The organism is Paenibacillus sp. PAMC21692, from assembly GCF_014303795.1.
In the GTDB taxonomy this organism is placed as follows: Bacteria; Bacillota; Bacilli; order Paenibacillales; family Paenibacillaceae; genus Pristimantibacillus; species Pristimantibacillus agaridevorans.
The window spans coordinates 3,191,079-3,207,702 of the sequence record NZ_CP060293.1; the positions used below are offsets into that span (position 1 = coordinate 3,191,079).

Annotated in this window: 14 protein-coding genes; 13 read left to right on the forward strand and 1 reads right to left on the reverse strand. The window is 54.2% G+C overall.

Annotated features, from left to right (window positions below):
• The first annotated feature begins 68 nt into the window (after window positions 1-68).
• The 3 genes from H7F31_RS12455 to H7F31_RS12465 are packed head-to-tail and all read left to right on the forward strand — an operon-like array spanning window position 69 to window position 3,064.
• On the forward strand, window positions 69-1,022 hold the full coding sequence (locus H7F31_RS12455) for an ABC transporter permease (RefSeq protein ID WP_087570037.1): 954 nt from the start codon (window positions 69-71) through the stop codon (window positions 1,020-1,022).
• Window positions 1,023-1,034: 12 nt separating this feature from the next.
• Entirely contained in the window at window positions 1,035-1,910 is an 876-nt protein-coding gene (locus tag H7F31_RS12460; protein WP_087570038.1) for a carbohydrate ABC transporter permease, read from the forward strand.
• A gap of 23 nt (window positions 1,911-1,933) precedes the next feature.
• Window positions 1,934-3,064 (forward strand): glycoside hydrolase family 88 protein, encoded by a 1,131-nt coding sequence (locus H7F31_RS12465; protein ID WP_187104436.1) that lies wholly within the window; start codon window positions 1,934-1,936, stop codon window positions 3,062-3,064.
• A 251-nt stretch (window positions 3,065-3,315) separates the two neighbouring features.
• On the opposite strand, the gene H7F31_RS12470 is transcribed toward H7F31_RS12465, so the two are convergent.
• Window positions 3,316-4,725 carry an IS1182 family transposase gene (locus tag H7F31_RS12470; protein ID WP_261800465.1) on the reverse strand — a complete coding sequence of 470 codons (1,410 nt, stop codon included), beginning with the start codon at window positions 4,723-4,725 and terminating at the stop codon, window positions 3,316-3,318.
• A gap of 473 nt (window positions 4,726-5,198) precedes the next feature.
• Here H7F31_RS12470 and H7F31_RS12475 point away from each other — a divergent pair, with 473 nt between their 5' ends.
• From H7F31_RS12475 to H7F31_RS12515, 10 genes are all read left to right on the forward strand, one after another.
• Complete coding sequence (locus tag H7F31_RS12475) at window positions 5,199-7,493, forward strand: chondroitinase-B domain-containing protein (protein ID WP_187104437.1); 2,295 nt, start codon at window positions 5,199-5,201, stop codon at window positions 7,491-7,493.
• Between the two features lie 269 nt (window positions 7,494-7,762).
• Complete coding sequence (locus H7F31_RS34175) at window positions 7,763-7,891, forward strand: hypothetical protein (RefSeq protein ID WP_261800401.1); 129 nt, start codon at window positions 7,763-7,765, stop codon at window positions 7,889-7,891.
• On the forward strand, window positions 7,881-8,897 hold the full coding sequence (locus H7F31_RS12480; protein ID WP_261800402.1) for a glycoside hydrolase family protein: 1,017 nt from the start codon (window positions 7,881-7,883) through the stop codon (window positions 8,895-8,897). The genes H7F31_RS34175 and H7F31_RS12480 overlap by 11 nt, the downstream gene beginning before the upstream one ends.
• Window positions 8,898-8,918: 21 nt before the next feature.
• Window positions 8,919-9,923, forward strand: a complete 1,005-nt coding sequence (locus tag H7F31_RS12485) for an aldo/keto reductase (protein ID WP_187104438.1) — start codon at window positions 8,919-8,921, stop codon at window positions 9,921-9,923.
• A gap of 36 nt (window positions 9,924-9,959) precedes the next feature.
• Window positions 9,960-10,337, forward strand: coding sequence for a cupin domain-containing protein (locus H7F31_RS12490; protein ID WP_187104439.1), 378 nt, complete (start codon window positions 9,960-9,962; stop codon window positions 10,335-10,337).
• A 149-nt stretch (window positions 10,338-10,486) separates the two neighbouring features.
• On the forward strand, window positions 10,487-11,467 hold the full coding sequence (locus tag H7F31_RS12495) for a Gfo/Idh/MocA family protein (RefSeq protein WP_187104440.1): 981 nt from the start codon (window positions 10,487-10,489) through the stop codon (window positions 11,465-11,467).
• Entirely contained in the window at window positions 11,460-13,613 is a 2,154-nt protein-coding gene (locus H7F31_RS12500; RefSeq protein ID WP_187104441.1) for a TIM-barrel domain-containing protein, read from the forward strand. The genes H7F31_RS12495 and H7F31_RS12500 overlap by 8 nt, the downstream gene beginning before the upstream one ends.
• Before the next feature lie 91 nt (window positions 13,614-13,704).
• Window positions 13,705-14,481: an AraC family transcriptional regulator gene (locus H7F31_RS12505; RefSeq protein ID WP_187104442.1), complete on the forward strand. Its 777-nt coding sequence runs from the start codon at window positions 13,705-13,707 to the stop codon at window positions 14,479-14,481.
• A 192-nt stretch (window positions 14,482-14,673) separates the two neighbouring features.
• Entirely contained in the window at window positions 14,674-15,639 is a 966-nt protein-coding gene (locus H7F31_RS12510; protein ID WP_187104443.1) for a Gfo/Idh/MocA family protein, read from the forward strand.
• 53 nt (window positions 15,640-15,692) lie between these two features.
• The gene (locus H7F31_RS12515) at window positions 15,693-16,523 is read left to right on the forward strand and encodes a sugar phosphate isomerase/epimerase family protein (protein ID WP_187104444.1); all 831 of its coding nucleotides are present in this window, start codon (window positions 15,693-15,695) and stop codon (window positions 16,521-16,523) included.
• Window positions 16,524-16,624 lie beyond the last annotated feature (101 nt).

Below are 16,624 nucleotides of genomic sequence, written 5' to 3' on the forward strand. Positions count from 1 at the left end.
CGGGGGCAGGGGAATGGTGCAGCCCATCCCCTGCCGATGATGCTGCATGTAGACAGGAGGAGTAGGAGATGGCTCAGTTGAAGCTGGGACGGGGCAAAGTCGCGCATGCCGGGAGTCTGCCGCTTAATATCGCGAAAGATATCGTCAAAAACAAATATTTATACATTATGCTTTCTCCTGTTTTGGCTTATTTCATTATTTTTCAATATTTTCCGATGTACGGCGCGATTATCGCGTTCAAGGATTTTAATCCCCGACTTGGAATTGGGGGCAGCGCGTGGGCAGGACTGGAGCATTTCAAAGACTTTTTTGGCGGAATGTATTTTTGGCGGGTGTTTAAAAACACTCTGATGATTAGCTTTTATGATCTCGTTTTCGGTTTTCCCGCACCGCTTATTCTTGCCTTGTTGCTTAATGAGGTCAAAAATGCGTTGTTCAAACGTTCGGTCCAGACGATCACTTATTTGCCGCATTTTATTTCGCTTGTCATTATTGCCGGCATGATCAAGGATTTCACGAGCAGTGACGGCGTCATCAACGATATTATCGCATTTTTCGGCGGCGAGCGGGTTACGATGTTGCTGGAGCCGTCCTATTTCCGGACGATCTTCGTTTCGTCGAATATATGGCAGCATGTAGGCTGGGGGACCATTATTTATTTGGCCGCGCTGTCTGCGATCGATCAAGAGCAATATGAAGCTTGCAAGATCGACGGGGGTGGACGCTGGAAGCAGATGCTTCATGTTACTCTGCCTGGGCTGCTGCCCGTCTTCGTTATATTGCTCATCCTGGACATTGGCCGGATTATGAGCGTTGGCTTCGAGAAAGTTATTCTGCTGTACAACCCGACCACTTATGTGACAGCGGATGTCATTTCCTCCTATGTGTACCGGATCGGGCTTCAAGATTTTCAATTCAGTTTCAGCTCCGCTGTCGGATTGTTCAACTCCGTGATTAACTTCGCGCTTGTTATCGGCTCCAACTGGATAAGCCGGAAGTTGAACAATACGGGTCTGTGGTAGAGGAGGGTTCGCATGCGAGTAAGCTTGGGTGAACATATATTCCGGGTTTGCAATACGCTGTTTTTGTCCACGCTCATGATTGCAACAATGTACCCGATTCTTTACGTGGCATTTGCATCATTTAGCGAACCGGCGCTGATGATGGCGCATAAAGGCATTTTATGGAAGCCGCTGGGCTTTTCGTTTGAGACATACGCGGCGGTATTCAGCAATCCGATGATCCTGCTTGGCTACCGCAACACGTTATTTATTGTCATTATAGGCGTGGCTCTCAATTTGCTGCTCACATCTTTTGCAGCATACGCCTTGTCCAGAAAAACGTTGCAATATCGCAAGCCGCTTACATTGTTTATCGTGTTCACCATGTTTTTCAGCGGCGGCTTGATTCCGTTCTACTTGCTTGTCAGAGGGCTGGGCATTACGGACACGTTATGGGCGCTGATCCTGCCTACCGCAATAAGCGCGTTTAACCTCATTATTATGCGGACATCGTTCGAAGCGGTGCCGGATGCGCTGGAGGAATCGGCCAAGATCGACGGCGCCAACGACTTCGGCATTCTGTTCCGCATCTTCCTGCCGCTTTGCAAGCCGGTGCTTGCTGTGGTAGGCCTGTATTACGGGGTAAGCCACTGGAACTCCTGGTTTAACGCCATGATCTTCCTTCAGGATCGGTCGCTGTATCCGTTGCAGTTGATCCTGCGTGAAATTTTAATTATCGGCGAAGCGAACTCGATGGCGGAGGGAGCGTCCCAAGACGAGATCATCATATTGGGCGAGACGTTGAAATACGCCACGATTATGGTAGCGACGCTTCCGGTTTTTCTGGTATATCCGTTCTTGCAAAAGTATTTCGTAAAAGGCGCCTTGATCGGTGCCATTAAAGGTTAGCAGAGAAGGAGTGGACTTCGGGGATGAGCAATGAAAAAGTGAAGCTGCAACAGTCCGAGCTGTCGGCATGGTGGGAAAAAGCGAGGATAAAAGTCGATCATATGATCGAAGCGGGCTGGACAGAGGCGCCGCATGTTTCGGCAGCGGGCAAATATGACCAGATCAAAGTGGATCAATGGATTTCGGGCTTTTGGCCGGGCATGCTGTGGATTCTGTATGATATGACCGGCGAGACCCGTTACCGGGAGGCGGCGGAGCCTTGGGACGAACGCATGGAGCAATGTTACTTGCGTGACAACCATTTTCACCACGATGTCGGCTTTCAGTTCCTGCCGACATCGGTTATCCGTTACAAGCTTACAGGCGACCCTGACGCGCGGAGGCGCGGACTGTTCGCCGCCAACTATCTGGCGGGTCGGTACAACCCGGCCGGACAGTTCATTCGAGCTTGGCCTCGCAACCAGACAGGGTGGTCGATCATCGACTCGATGATGAATCTGCCGCTGCTGTTCTGGGCGAGCGAAGAAAGCGGTGATCCGCGTTTCAAGCATATTGCGCTCGCCCATGCGGATATGGTGCTGCGCACGTTTATCCGCGACGACAGCTCGGTGCATCATATCGTTATCTTTGATCCGGAGACGGGCGAAGTGGAGCGTTATGACGGCGGACAGGGTTTCGCGCCGCAATCGTCCTGGTCGCGAGGCCAAGCTTGGGCGCTCTATGGAATGAGCTGCGCTTATCGCTATACGGGCGAAGCGCGTTACTTAAACGCGGCGAAGCGGGTGGCTCATTACTTTATCAGCGCGCTGGCGGAAGACGATGTGCCGCATTGGGATTTCCGCGCGGCGACCGACCTGACGGACGAGCCGCGCGACACCTCGGCGGCGAGCTGCGCGGCATCCGGCTTGATCGACATCGCGTCGCAGGTTACGCCCGAGGAAGCCGCTTTATACCAGCGTGCGGCCACGCGCATTATGCGTTCGTTGTCGAACAACTACAGTACGCTCGACCAGCCGGAGTATGAAGGCATCCTGCTCGGAGCAACCGGACATAAGCCGGTTAACAGCAACATTAACGTATCGCTGATTTACGGCGATTACTATTATATTGAAGCTTTGGCGAAGAGCAAAGGCTGGAGCCGGCACATTTTTTAAAGTATAGGAAAGTATATGATTTCACAATGCTTTCTATATATTTCTCGAATGAAGCGCGCCACGACGCCGAAGGACGGCGATAGGTGTTAAGGAAGAAGCGCGATTGCTCCTCTACAAGAGAGTTCGATCGAGGTATCTTCACCGTAGCAGCAAGTGCGTGGAGTGGGGAGAGGCCAATCGTATACCCCATCGGAGAATATATACCGTATAGGAGAATAGAGGGAAAAGCTCAGACTGTTGAATAACCTCATTTATGCGGCCTGGGTTTGAGTCATAGAGCGGTATTTGGTGTTAATTGGTAGAAACAGTATCTGTACATGCTGTAGACCGCCAACGAACATCTCCTTCCAAGCCAGATGCCGCGCAATTTTCTTCAGATTTTGGGAAATTGCCGTCATCAAAGACTGCTCCCGCATTTTGTTTATTCCGCGGAGCTTGCTTCGACGATAACCATGAAGATTTTTGGCATCTGCAAAGCTTCGTTCAATCGTTTGGGCGCGAAGTTTATACAGAGCTTCACCTTCTGGGCTTATACGGTTAAGCATCACTTGTTCTTTATGCGCTTCCCAAATATGACGCTGAATCTTACGTTGCTTATTTTCGGCCTGCGTGCACTGTGACAGCATTGGACATGAAGCGCAGCTACTAGGGGCAGAAACGTATTCCCGGTAACCTGCACGATTGGTGGTGTAGTAGCTCAATTGTTGGCCAGCGGGACAAATGTAAACATCTTTTTCCGTATCATAGATAAAGTCACTCTTTGCCAATAGGCCCGGTGTTCTGCTTGCCTGTCGATAGTTGATGACGGGGAAAATATTCATCTCTAATGTTTTTTTGCAAATGTAGGGCGTCATATAGCCGGAGTCCAGTAGCACGGCCTCTAATGTGGCATCAAAACCAAAGGTTTGGATTTGGCGTTGCAAGCGCTCGAGATAGACGGTGGCGTCGTTTACATTGCCAGGTGTCACATGAACGTCTGTGATGATATTGAATTTGTGATCCACGGTGCGATGATCGAGATAATGGAATCCTTCTGGCTTATTGCGGCGATTCATATAACCACAATCCGGGTCTGTGGCACTGACTTTATGTTTGGTGACTTCCACCTCCTCTTTCGGAGCTAAAGGCTTTTTTTCGTGAAGATCTCGATCCTCGTTCACGGCTTGGTGAAGTTCTTCCAGATATTCGTGAGGCGTCTTCCCGATGACTTGAACGGTATAGGCATTATTGTTGGCATCGGCTCGAACATGCGTCGAATCGGTAATGAGTACGCGGCCTGCCACCATGTGGTGTTCCATCGCCAAACGCACAACTTTCTCAAAAATCTCCTGAAACAGGTTCGTTCCCGCAAAGCGGTTGTTTCGGTTAAAACTAATCGTCGAATGGTCGGGCACCTTGTCTACGAAACGCAGTCCCAAAAACCAACGGTACGCCGCATTAGGAAAGATCTCTTTTTCTAACTGGCGCTCCGAACGAATGTTGAAGAGGTAACCAATGAGCATCATTTTGAATAATACGATGGGGTCGATAGGTGGTCTACCCGTCGTTGCTGTGTAATAGGGACGCGTTAACTCGGTAATAAAGGAGAAATCGACATGGTCGTGAATGACTCGAAGAAGATGATCTTGAGGCACCAATTGTTCCACACAAACCAGTTCCATTTGATAATCGGTCGAAGCGTCTGACTTATTGGTGTTCCACACGATAACCACGCCTTTCGAGTACAATTTATTACCTTTATTATACCTAAATTAACGCGTTAATTTGGTGAATTATTTAAAGATTGGTGAGTTTTTCAACAGTCTGAAAAGCTCCCTATAATCTGGATGAAACGGGTTATCTGCCCGATTTAGAGGGAAAAACGCCCTTTCTTCGAGGTTATTCTGCCCGAATCCAGCATTTTGACCTGGATTAGTGGGAGGATTTCCCTCTAAAGCGCAAGGAAGGGCGAAGACGGGGGAACTAGAGGGCATTTTTCCTCTTGTTCGAGAGAAGGATCGAACAGACCGAAATTACGAAGCCGGGAGGGCAGACAGATCCTCCCGGCTTCCATACTCTTGAGAGGAGGTGCTGACGGAACGAAGGCAATGATTCAATAACCATCAATTCACTATGAAAGGATGAAAAATGAATCATGAGAACCAAAAGTATGACGTGCGTTATTTTGTTCTGTATGCTGTTTGCGTTAATGCCGGGAGCGGCAGGGGCGGCCGATGCGAAATTCGCAATTGGCAGCTCCAGCGTGACGGCGAGCGGGCATGACGGCAACGTTCCGGCCAACACGGTGGACGGCGATTTCGGCACACGTTGGTCGAGTCAAGGCGTCGGGGAATGGATTCAGTACGATTTGGGCGTAAACAGTAAACTGTCTTACATCAAAATTGCTTTTCTAAATGGATCAAGCCGCACCTCTACTTTTGATATTTTAACGTCTACGGACGGTTCCGCCTTCACGACCGTCAGCAGCGGAGTTGTAAGCAGCCTTGTGGATGGTCTGCAAACATTCGACTTTCCGGATGTCGATCCTGTCCGCTATGTGCGGATTGTCGGATACGGCAACTCCTCCAACCTTTGGAACAGCTATACCGAAGTTGAACTGTACGGCACCGCAAGCGGCCCTCCTCCGGGCGCAAGCAAGCTGACGGTTACCTTGCCGCAGCTTATGGCCAGCGGAGATGACGGCAATATCGTCGCACATACAATCGACGGTGATCTTGGCACCCGATGGTCGGCGAGCGGCGACGGGGAGTGGGTCCAATACGGCTTGGGATCAAGCAAGCGAGTGGAATACGTGAAGATCGCCTTTTTTAACGGAGCATCGCGAACTTTCACCTTTGATATCCAAACTTCTTATGACGGCTACAACTTCAGCACGGCGCTTTCGGGAGCGGTGAGCAGTTTGAGCAACAGCTTGCAGACATTTGATTTTGCCGATGTTGCCCCCGTCCGTTACGTTCGAATTGTTGGCCACGGCAACTCGGTAAACGCCTGGAACAGCATAACCGAGGTCGAAATTTATGGCAGCGCTTCAAGTGGCAGCGGCAGCGAAGGAACGGTAGTCGAAGTAAGCAACTCCACGCAGTTGGCTGCCGAGCTTGCAACTGCTTCGGCGGGCAAAACGATCGTGCTGGCAAACGGTACGTATTCGCGTACTAGCCCGTTTACTGTTCTAAATAAAAACGGCACTGCCAATGCGCCAATCGTCATTAAAGCAAAAAACCGCGGTCAGGCCATTATCTCTGGAGCGTCGGGCTTCCGCGTCGAGAACTCCTCGCATGTGGTGCTGGACGGGTTAAAGTTTACGAACACAATCAATGGCGCAGTCGTGTTGGAAGGTTCGAACCATGTGCGGGTGACCCGCAATGCGTTTGCGCTCCCAAGCTCCGGCGGAGACCTGATGTGGCTGCAAGTGCGGGGCGCAAACAGCCATCATAACCGCATCGACCGCAACGACTTCGGGCCAAAGAGCGACACAAACCCTCTGATCGCTTATGAGGGGCAGAGCGGATCGGGTCAAATTTCGCAATACGATATAATCGAATACAACTATTTCCACGATGTCGGCCCATGGGTAACCAACGGCAAAGAGACGATCCGGCTCGGTTTGTCCGGCTTAACACTGTCCCACGGCTATAACACGATTCAATACAATGTATTTGAAAATTGCGATGGCGAGCCGGAAATCGTTTCGGTCAAGAGCAGCAGCAATACGATTCGCTTTAATACGTTCCGCACGTCCAAGGGCAGCCTGACGTTGCGGCATGGTCATAACAACAGCGTATACGGCAACTTCTTTCTCGGGGACGGAGCGGAGTCGGATCAGGAAGGTATCCGGTTGTTCGGCAATGACCACAAAATTTATAACAACTACTTCGAAAATTTGACAGGCGAAGCGATCTACTTGCCGAATGGCGACTTCGACGGAGGTACTGCAGGCTCCCCTCCAAGTCCGACGGTGGAAGAATTGCGCAAGCAATGGAAGGTGTACCGGGCGATTATCGTCAATAATACGATTGTCAACAGCACTACCGGTATCGTGGTCGGCTCGGGTAAAGCGTATGCGCCGCAAGATTCCGTCGTTGCGAACAATATCGTGCGCAACAGCACCGGCACGCTTTATTACGAGGCGGCGACAACGAATACGCTATTTCAGGGCAACATCGGGTATGGCAGCACCATTAGCAACGTATCGCGCAGCTCGGGGCAGATCCGAAATATCAATCCGCTGTTGACTACGGTGGGCGGCATCCAGAAGCTGTCCGCGAGCAGCCCGGCAATTGACGCCGCTGTGGGAACATACACGTTCGTGCAGCAGGATATGGATGGTCAAGCGCGGGCGACAGCGGATGTGGGAGCTGACGAATATTCCGGCGCGCCTCTGCTAAATCGCCCGCTGGTAGCCGGCGATGTGGGACTGAATACGCCTTAGCGGCGATGGATGCGCAAGCTTTGCCGAGGCTGGGTGCTGTTGGCACGGTGCTGCCATGCTAGGTGCTACCGACGTTGGGCGCTGCCGGCGGCTGGTCCGCCGGCAGCGCTATGTCGACCGGTGACCACCACGCAGAATGATAAACGGTCGATCGAAGGCCGTATTTTCGTATGAATGTTCAGCCGGCTGCCCGAATTATCGTATCGACACCATAAGTTAGGAGTCGTTGTGGAGCAGTCTAGTTATTGATGCAGCGGGAGGGGAAAAACATGATTCTCGGCAGTAGCGATTATACATGGGCAAAACAAGGCGGGAAAATTGGATTTCAGGCAGCGGTGCGCGGCAGGCGACCGTCGCGGCATGATATCGGTTATGGAGGAACGTTCCATGCATACTAGCGCAATGCTGCCGGCTCCGCGTGACGGCGGCTTCCGGATGGAAGGTTATTGGGTATGGTGCGGCTCCGTCGTGAAGGGCGAGGACGGCAAGTTTCATATGTTCGCCTCGCGTTGGCCAAAGACGCTGCCGATGCATCCCGGCTGGATGACGGCTTCCGAGATTGTCAGGGCGGACTCGGATACGCCCGAGGGGCCTTATCGATTTCGCGAGGTGGTGCTTTCGGCGAGGGGAGCGGAATATTGGGACGGGCGCAGCACGCACAACCCCCATATCGTCAAGCACAACAACAAATATTTGCTTTATTATACGGGCTCGACCCACCCGCTTGGCGATCCGGATCCGCCCGGGAATTTTGGCTTAACCGATCCGCAATGTATCGTGGCGCGGGCGAACAAACGGGTAGGGCTGGCTATCGCGGACAGCGTACTGGGTCCGTGGCGTAGAGCGGACGAACCGATATTGCCGACGCGTCCCGGTCGATTCGACAGCTTTTTGACTTCCAATCCGGCTCCGTGCGTTCGGGAGGACGGTTCCGTGCTGCTGATCTACAAGGCTCGCCGCTACGAAGGCAATCTGCATGGCGGCATGACGATTGGCGTCGCGCATGCGGATCATTACGAGGGGCCGTACCGAGTGCTGAGCGACAAGCCGGTGTTTCCGCCGGAGTCATTCCATATCGAGGACCCGTTCATCTGGCAAACAGCCGAAGGATACAGCTTGATCGCCAAAGATATGGAAGGTCATCTATGCGGAGAAACATACGGCGGCATCTACGCCGGGTCGCCGGACGGGCTGCAATGGAGCTTGCATGAGCAGCCGCAAAGCTATTCCCGCACGGTGCGTTTCGATGACGGCACGGTGCGGACGCTGGGCAATCTGGAGCGGCCGTTCCTGTTGTTCCAGAACGGCAAGCCGACTCATTTGTTCGCTGCCGTCTCGGACGGCAGCGACGGTTTTATGGACGCTTCCGACACATGGAACATGGTTATACCTTTAAAGCAGTGATACGCGGAGGGGGAGCTTGAGATGAACAACTACGCAGCGTCAAGCGAGCGTTACACGACGATGAAGTATAACCGCTGCGGCAGAAGCGGGCTGAAGCTGCCGGCGATAACGCTGGGGCTGTGGCATAATTTTGGCGGCGTGGATGCGGTGGAGAATGGCAGAATCATGCTGCGCCGCGCCTTCGACCTCGGCATTATGCACTTTGACCTGGCGAACAATTACGGGCCGCCGCCGGGATCAGCCGAGGAGACGTTCGGACAATTGTGGCGTCAGGATTTTGCCGTTTACCGGGACGAAATGATCGTTGCTACCAAAGCCGGCTATCGGATGTGGCCGGGGCCTTACGGCGAGCGAGGATCGCGCAAGAGCATGTTGGCAAGCCTCGACCAGAGCCTGAAGCGGCTCCATATGGATTATGTCGATATTTTTTATTCGCACAGATACGACTCGGAGACGCCGCTGGAGGAAACGATGCTGGCGCTGGACCAGGCAGTGCGCCAGGGCAAAGCGCTGTATGTCGGCATCTCCAATTACGGACCCGTGCAAGCGCGGGAAGCCATCGCTATTTTGCGCGAGCTGGGGACACCTTGCCTGATCCATCAATGCCACTATTCCATGTACGAACGGACGCTGGAGGAGGGCTTGCAGGATGTGCTGGAGGAGGCTGGCGTTGGCACGATCGCTTACAGTCCACTGGCTCGCGGGCTGCTGACGGATCGTTACCTGGACGGCGTTCCGGCGGACTCGCGGGCGGCGGGCGCCAGCGTGTTCCTGGGCCGCGAGGATATTACCGAGGCGAAGCTTGCGAAGTCGCGCAAGCTGCAGGAGCTTGCCCATCAGCGAGGACAAAGTCTGGCGCAGATGGCGGTGGCCTGGGTGTTGCGGCGGGGACGCGTCGCCTCCGCGCTGATCGGAGCGAGCAAGGCGGAGCAGATTGACGATATTGCGAAGTTTCTGAGCCAGGCCTCGTTTACGGACGAGGAGCTTGGGGCAATCGATCATATTTTGAGCGGCGGCGCAGGATAGCGGCGGCAAGCCGGTAATGAAAGGAGAAGGCGGCGAATGATCAGGCTTTCGTTGAATGATTTGCGGACAGAGGAAACGGGACATTTTCTTAATGGCCTGCTGCCCGGGCGTTATCTTTATTCGGGAGGGCTCGCGTTCGCCGCGCCAGGGGAGCGGAGCCATACAAGCGACGGTCCAGACGGCAAGGATATCCATGTCCATGCCGACAGGGAGGCGTTTGTCATTTTGCAGGGGCGCGGCGTGATGGAAGTCGATGGGGAGCGACATGAGGTCCGGATGGGAGATATCGTTATCATTGAGCCCGGCGAAGATCACCATCTCTGCTCGAGCGAGACGGAGCCTATTGTGACGTTGTGGTGCCATGCCGGTTCCGAACGCCACCCAAGCCAGCACGAGACGGCGAATATTTCCTGATACCCACGAAAGTGAAGGGAAGCTTCGATGTCAATTCCGATTACTTTCTCGGGGCCCGAGGTTGCCGAACCTAAGCGAAAGGGAGGCGGGGCTGCATGCGTGGGCGGATAGAGCGGCATAACGCTTTGCGCAAAGGAGGATGGACAAATATGAAGGCTATTTTGGCAGGGCTAGGGGAAGCGGGATTGGGCTGGTATAAGCGATTGAGCGGCAGGGGACTTCTGCTGGCCGTCGTCGAAAAGGACCCTGCGCGACAGGCGAAGCTTGGAGACGATCCCGTCCCTTTTTATACGTCGCTGGAGGAGGCGCTTAAGAGCGAACGGCCGGATTTTGTTGTTAATGTTACTCCGCCCGCCGCGCATACGGCGGTCAACAACGCGGCCTTCGACCAGGGGCTGCCGGTCCTTTGCGAGAAGCCGATTTCGTTCGATTATGCGGAATCGATGGAAATCGTGGCAAGGGCGGAACGCGAGGGGATTCCGTTTATGATTGCGGAGAATTATCGGCATTTCCCATACATCCGCAAGCTGAAGGCGTTGCTGGAAGAAGGCGCGATCGGGGAAATTTCGACGGTCGATATTGCATTTCGGCGATATCATCGGGTTAAGCGCGATTACGCGGTATCGGTGCTTGACGATATTGGCGTCCACCATCTGGATCTGCTGCGGTATTTGACGGGACGCGAAGGCGTCGCTGTCCAGGCGGGCATGTTCAATCCATCCGGCGGATGGCATGAGGAAGGCGCCGTGCTTCAGACGATGGCGATTATCGAGCTGGAGGGGGGCATACCGGTCCATTATTCCGCGACAATCGCGTCCCGAGGGCCGATGTCTCCGTGGAGCGGAGTTTGGCGTATAGAAGGAACGAAGGGAGCGCTATTGCTCGACAATGACATCATTTCCGTATATTCGGACGATGAGGTCAGGATGATCACGGATTTTGACGATATGCCGCAGAGCGACGCCTTGGGCGAATTTCTTGCCTCTCTCGCAGAGGGCAGGGAAGCGGAGACAAACGCCGGCGACTACTTGCGGACGCAGGCGCTTGTCTATTTTACGAATATGGCTGCCAAAAGAGGAACGAGGACGGCAATAGAGCTTCCGGCAAAGGAGGGATTGCGCCATGCCTAACGAGAATGACGCGTACGAATACCAAACCTCTGGCGCCGCGACGAGTTGGGAGGAGGTCGCGCCAGGCGTATGGCGGATCCGTATCGGCAGCCCGGAGGGGCTTGCGCCGCTGGCGTTAATAGGAGCCGAGCCGGATATAGCGGCGCTCGGCCTTATGGAGGCGGCCCCTCCGCCGTTTCGGTGGAGCGATATTACCGTGGAGGAATGCGGCAATAACGCCAAGCTGCTGGTTCTGCCGCTTGATGGACAAGAGCGGTTGTATGGCACAGGCTTGCAGTTTATGCGTTCCAATCAACGGGGGAGGACTCGCTATCTTCGCGTTAACAGCGACCCCAAACAAGATACGGGCGAAACGCATGCACCCGTCCCTTTTTATGTTAGCGATAAGGGGTACGGCGTGCTGGTGGATACGTCCCGAATTGTGACGATGCATCTCGGTTCGACGCTGCTGACATCGGATACAGATACGGAGTGGATACGGGATCGCAATCTTGACCCGGAGTGGAGGGCGACGATGCCGTCTCCGCGCGTGGAAATCAAGCTGCCGTCTGATGGCGCATTCCTCTATGTATTCGGAGGGCCGAAATTGCGTGACGCAGTGGCCCGCTACAATTTGTATTGCGGCGGCGGAGCGCTGCCTCCCAAGTGGGGGCTTGGATTCTGGCATCGCGTGCCGACGCTCCATACCGACGAGGAGGCGCTGCGGGAGGCGCTGGAATATCGGGAGCGGGATGTCCCTTGCGATGTGATCGGGCTGGAGCCGGGCTGGCATAGCCGCAGTTATCCTGTTACAGGCGACTGGGACGGCGGGCGTTTTCCCGATCCGCCATCATTCGTGCGGCGGATGGGAGAGGCGGGCTTCCGCATCAATCTGTGGGAGCATCCCTACTTGTCGCCGGACAGCGGCATGTACTCGAAGCTTCGTCCAATGTCCGGCTCTCATACGGTATGGGGCGGCATTGCTCCCGACTATGCGCTGACCGAAGCAAGGGAGGTGTATAAGGAACATCATCTGCGGGAACATGTCTCGCTTGGCGTAGCCGGCTACAAGCTGGACGAGTGCGACGGCAGCGAGCTTACGAACAATGCCTGGATGTTCCCGGACCACGCGCGCTTCCCGTCGGGGCTTGACGGCGAGAGCATGCGCCAGCTCTACGGCCTGATGTTCCAGAAAATGACCTATGACCTTTACCGCGCCGAAAATCGAAGGACTTACGGGCTTGTCCGGGCGTCCAGCGCCGGCGCTTCATCGCTGCCTTATGCGCTTTATTCCGACCTGTATGATCACAAGCAGTTCATCCGGGCGCTCTGCAACGCCTCTTATTGCGGGCTACTCTGGACGCCGGAAGTGCGGAAGGCGCGCAATGCCGAGGATTGGGCGAGGCGAATGCAGACCGTATGTTTCTCGCCGCTTGCGATGCTTAACGCATGGGGAGATGGCACGAAGCCGTGGAGCTTCCCCGAAGTTGAAGGCGTCGTGCGGCATTATATCCGGCTTCGGATGCGGTTGCTTCCCTATCTTTACACCGCTTTCGCGGAATATCGGGAGAAGGGAATTCCGCCGATTCGCGCGATGAGCTTCGAAATACCTTCCGAGCGACTCGCCGCCGCGAGTGGAGAAGGTGCCGGAGCGCTGGACACGACTGCAGGAGCATATGGCAAACGCAGGGCGAAGGAATGGGACGATCAATATATGTATGGCAACGATATGGTTGTTGCTCCGCTTGTCGAGGGAGAGTCGGAGCGGGAAGTGCTGCTGCCGGATGGCGTATGGTACGGATTGGAGTCCGGCATACGTTATATCGGCGGAGGAATTATTCGAGTCGCGTCCGGTGTGGAGCATATTCCGGTGTTTGTCAGGGAAGGTGCGATCATTCCGATGATGCCGCCGTTGTCGCATGTGCCGGCGAACGGCGCGAAGACGGAGCTGCATTTGGTCCATTTTGGCGATTCGCCGGGAATGTGCATGCTCTGCGATGACGATGGCGAAACATTTGATTATGAGAGAGGCGGTGGAAGCTGGCATCGCGTCTCTGTTGTTCCCGACGGAGCCGGGGTACTGTGCGGCCGGCTGGAAGGCGAAGGGGAGCTTCCTCCCTCTTATAGCCACATAATCTGGCATCTGCGCCAAACCTCGCTTGTCTGATTCGAAAAGCATTTACCGCTTGACCGCAAAATCGGGGCGTCATAACATGTATATAGTTGTGGAGATCGAATTAGCGGCAGGAGGGTAAGCGATGAAGGAGAAAGATATGCAGGTCCGCAGCTTTATCGGCAATGCTGATCGAAGTTGGGCGGATGAAGGCTTTCACGTTCATCCTTCCCTGGAGATCACTATCCTGTTGGAAGGTAGCGGAGCGGTGGAATGGCTGCAGGGCAGAAGCGTTCTGGAGACGGGCCATATCACCATCGTGCCGCCCGATCTCCCGCATCGCTTCGAAGGAATGGGCCGCAATCGCTTTGGCCTAATTCAACTGGAGCATTGCCCGCCTGCGGTCGTCGAGCTGTTAAATCGATTCCGGATCAACGGAGAGCCGCAAATCTTCCGGTTGTCCCGTCTGGACAAAGAGCGCTTTGAGGCGCTGTTCCGCGAATGGCTGCGCTTGTTCTCCACACCGCTCAAGGAGATGGCCCGCGCTTATCGGGCCTGGATCGAAGTGCTGCTCTTGTTTCTGCTTGAGCATTCGCAAACCGGGCAACAGCCGATCTCGATTGCCAAAGCCGCCGATTTTATTCGCGAGAATCTGGACAAGGGACTGCAGATTTCTGATCTGGCGCAGCTGGCGGGAATGGCCGAGAGCGGATTCCGGCGTTTATTCGAGCAGGTCTACCATATGAGCCCGAAGCGCTATCAGCAGCAATGCCGTATGGCCGAAGCCAAATGGCTGCTAAATTCCTCGGACAAGGAGCTTAATGAGATCGCCCGTCAGATCGGCTTCGAGCGGCTGCATTCTTTTTCGCAATGGTTTCGTAAGCTGGAGGGCATGTCCCCGTCTCAATGGCGCAAAACCTAGCAGATCAATTTCGGTTGAAATCCCCTCAAAGCAGGCATCCTTCCCTAATTTCGGGAGGGGGATGCCTGTTTTTTTGTGTAAATAATTGAGCGTTTTCGATAACTACAGCCTGATTCATATATTCTATGCTGATCAATAGAGACGGTTAGCAGGTGCCCGTCGAAGGATGATAACCAGGAGGAGAGTTTACACATGACAGTTAGAATCGGTTTTATCGGTGCAGGAGGTATCGCCGAGCACCATATGAACACACTTCAACGCATCCATACGGCCAAGATTACCGCAATCTTTGATGTCAATCAGAATAGAGCGGCGGAGATCGCAGACAAGTATGAGGCGGCGTCGTACGCAAGCGTGGAGCAACTGCTCGATTCTGGCCAGGTAGATGCCGTATTTGTCTGCTCGCCGCCTTTTGCACGCGACGGGGCGGAAGTATTGGCCGCGCAAAAAGGAATCGCCGTGCTGGCCGAAAAACCGGTAGCGCTAAACATGGAGCAGGCGAAGGACTGGGAGGCGCAGATCCTTGGCTCCGGTGTCGTTCATTCCTCTGGTTATTGCCTGCGTTACCTGGATATTGTGCAGAAGGCCAAAGCTTATTTGCAGGATAAAAAAATATCTCTCGTGCAAGCCTATCGGATCGGCGGAAAGCCGCCGATGGCATGGTGGACGCGCATGGAGATGTCCGGCGGCCAGCTTGTCGAGCAGTCGACGCATCAACTTGATTTGATTCGCTATTTGGCGGGAGAAATTACATCTGTTCACGCTTTCCATGCGCAAACTCATATTAAGCAGACCGATCCTGAGGCAACCGCTTATGATGTGGGGGCAGTATCGTTCGTCCTGGCATCCGGTGGGGTGGGCAATATTACGAGCACCTGCTTGTCCGATCATTTCAATCGAGGCGAGGTAGAGTTTTTTGGACCGGATTTCTACCTGTCGATTAACGGCAATACTTTAAAAATTATCGACGCCGAACAGCACATCACGGAGGTTTCGCGCGAAGACTTCTATTATTTGCAGAATAAGGCATTCGTCGAGGCGGTTGCGGCCAATCGTCAGGATCTGGTGTTGGGCGACTATGCCGAGGCGGTAGAGACGCTGCGCGTCACGCTCGCTGCCAACGAATCGGCGGATTCGGGAAAAGCAGTCGCTCTGTAAGTGGCGGTATTCGAAAAGACAATGCAGATTTAAAAAAGGAGCGATGACTGCGTATGTTGAAGGGCGTCAATCAATGGTGTTTTCCGAACCAGACACCGCTGGAGGAAGTATTTGCCGTCAGCCGGAAGGCGGGCTTTGACACGGTGGAGCTTAACGTATATGAGCCAGGCAATGTCGGTTTGACGACAGACACGACTCCGGAAGAAGCAAAGGCAATCAGGCGTCAGGCGGAAGCGCACGGCATCAAGCTGCGCAGCCTATCCACCGGATTGTTATGGGGCTGTCCGTTGTCGTCGGCGGACGCCGAGGTGCGGGCACAGGGCCGCGAAGTCATCTCCAAACAGCTGGAGCTGGCCGAGGCGCTGGAGATTGATACGGTGCTGGTCGTACCCGGCAAGGTGGATCCGGAAACGAGTTATGACGCTTGTTACGAACGAAGTCAGGCTGAGCTGAATCTGTTGTCCAAGGCAGCCGAGGCGCGCGGCGTGCGGATAGGCGTGGAAAACGTCTGGAATAATTTCCTGCTGTCGCCGCTGGAGATGGCCCGTTATGTGGATGAGGTGCAATCGTCCCATATTGGCGTTTATTTCGATGTGGGCAACGTATTGAAATATGGCTATCCCGAGCAGTGGATTCGCATTCTCGGTCAGCGCATTTTCCGTGTGCATGTCAAGGACTTCAGACCTGCCGTCGGCACGTTTGGCGGTTTCGTGCCGCTTCTGGCCGGCGATGTCAATTGGTCTGCCGTGCGCACCGCGCTGCAGGAGATTGGCTACAGCGAGTCGCTGACCGCGGAGATCAGTCCCTATGCCGTCAACGGTCTGCAGGCCGTGTATGATACTGCGCGGCAGATCGCTTGCATCATTGACGGGGAAGCCCGATAGGCATCGTAATTTAGCCCCGAAATTTGATAAAGACCATGACAGAATACCGTATAAATTAAATAGATTCGGTAATCGAACGGAGATCGTTCCTCTATTAAAAT

What these genes read in the sequence shown, in the direction of transcription:
- H7F31_RS12475 (WP_187104437.1), top strand. Translation starts at nt 5,199, where the DNA reads ATGAGAACCAAAAGTATGACGTGCGTTATTTTGTTCTGTATGCTGTTT.
- H7F31_RS12495 (WP_187104440.1), top strand. Translation starts at nt 10,487, where the DNA reads ATGAAGGCTATTTTGGCAGGGCTAGGGGAAGCGGGATTGGGCTGGTAT.
- H7F31_RS12480 (WP_261800402.1), top strand. Translation starts at nt 7,881, where the DNA reads ATGCATACTAGCGCAATGCTGCCGGCTCCGCGTGACGGCGGCTTCCGG.
- H7F31_RS12485 (WP_187104438.1), top strand. Translation starts at nt 8,919, where the DNA reads ATGAACAACTACGCAGCGTCAAGCGAGCGTTACACGACGATGAAGTAT.
- H7F31_RS12465 (WP_187104436.1), top strand. Translation starts at nt 1,934, where the DNA reads ATGAGCAATGAAAAAGTGAAGCTGCAACAGTCCGAGCTGTCGGCATGG.
- H7F31_RS34175 (WP_261800401.1), top strand. Translation starts at nt 7,763, where the DNA reads ATGATTCTCGGCAGTAGCGATTATACATGGGCAAAACAAGGCGGGAAA.
- H7F31_RS12460 (WP_087570038.1), top strand. Translation starts at nt 1,035, where the DNA reads ATGCGAGTAAGCTTGGGTGAACATATATTCCGGGTTTGCAATACGCTG.
- H7F31_RS12510 (WP_187104443.1), top strand. Translation starts at nt 14,674, where the DNA reads ATGACAGTTAGAATCGGTTTTATCGGTGCAGGAGGTATCGCCGAGCAC.
- H7F31_RS12505 (WP_187104442.1), top strand. Translation starts at nt 13,705, where the DNA reads ATGAAGGAGAAAGATATGCAGGTCCGCAGCTTTATCGGCAATGCTGAT.
- H7F31_RS12490 (WP_187104439.1), top strand. Translation starts at nt 9,960, where the DNA reads ATGATCAGGCTTTCGTTGAATGATTTGCGGACAGAGGAAACGGGACAT.
- H7F31_RS12470 (WP_261800465.1), bottom strand. Translation starts at nt 4,725, where the DNA reads ATGGAACTGGTTTGTGTGGAACAATTGGTGCCTCAAGATCATCTTCTT.
- H7F31_RS12500 (WP_187104441.1), top strand. Translation starts at nt 11,460, where the DNA reads ATGCCTAACGAGAATGACGCGTACGAATACCAAACCTCTGGCGCCGCG.
- H7F31_RS12515 (WP_187104444.1), top strand. Translation starts at nt 15,693, where the DNA reads ATGTTGAAGGGCGTCAATCAATGGTGTTTTCCGAACCAGACACCGCTG.
- H7F31_RS12455 (WP_087570037.1), top strand. Translation starts at nt 69, where the DNA reads ATGGCTCAGTTGAAGCTGGGACGGGGCAAAGTCGCGCATGCCGGGAGT.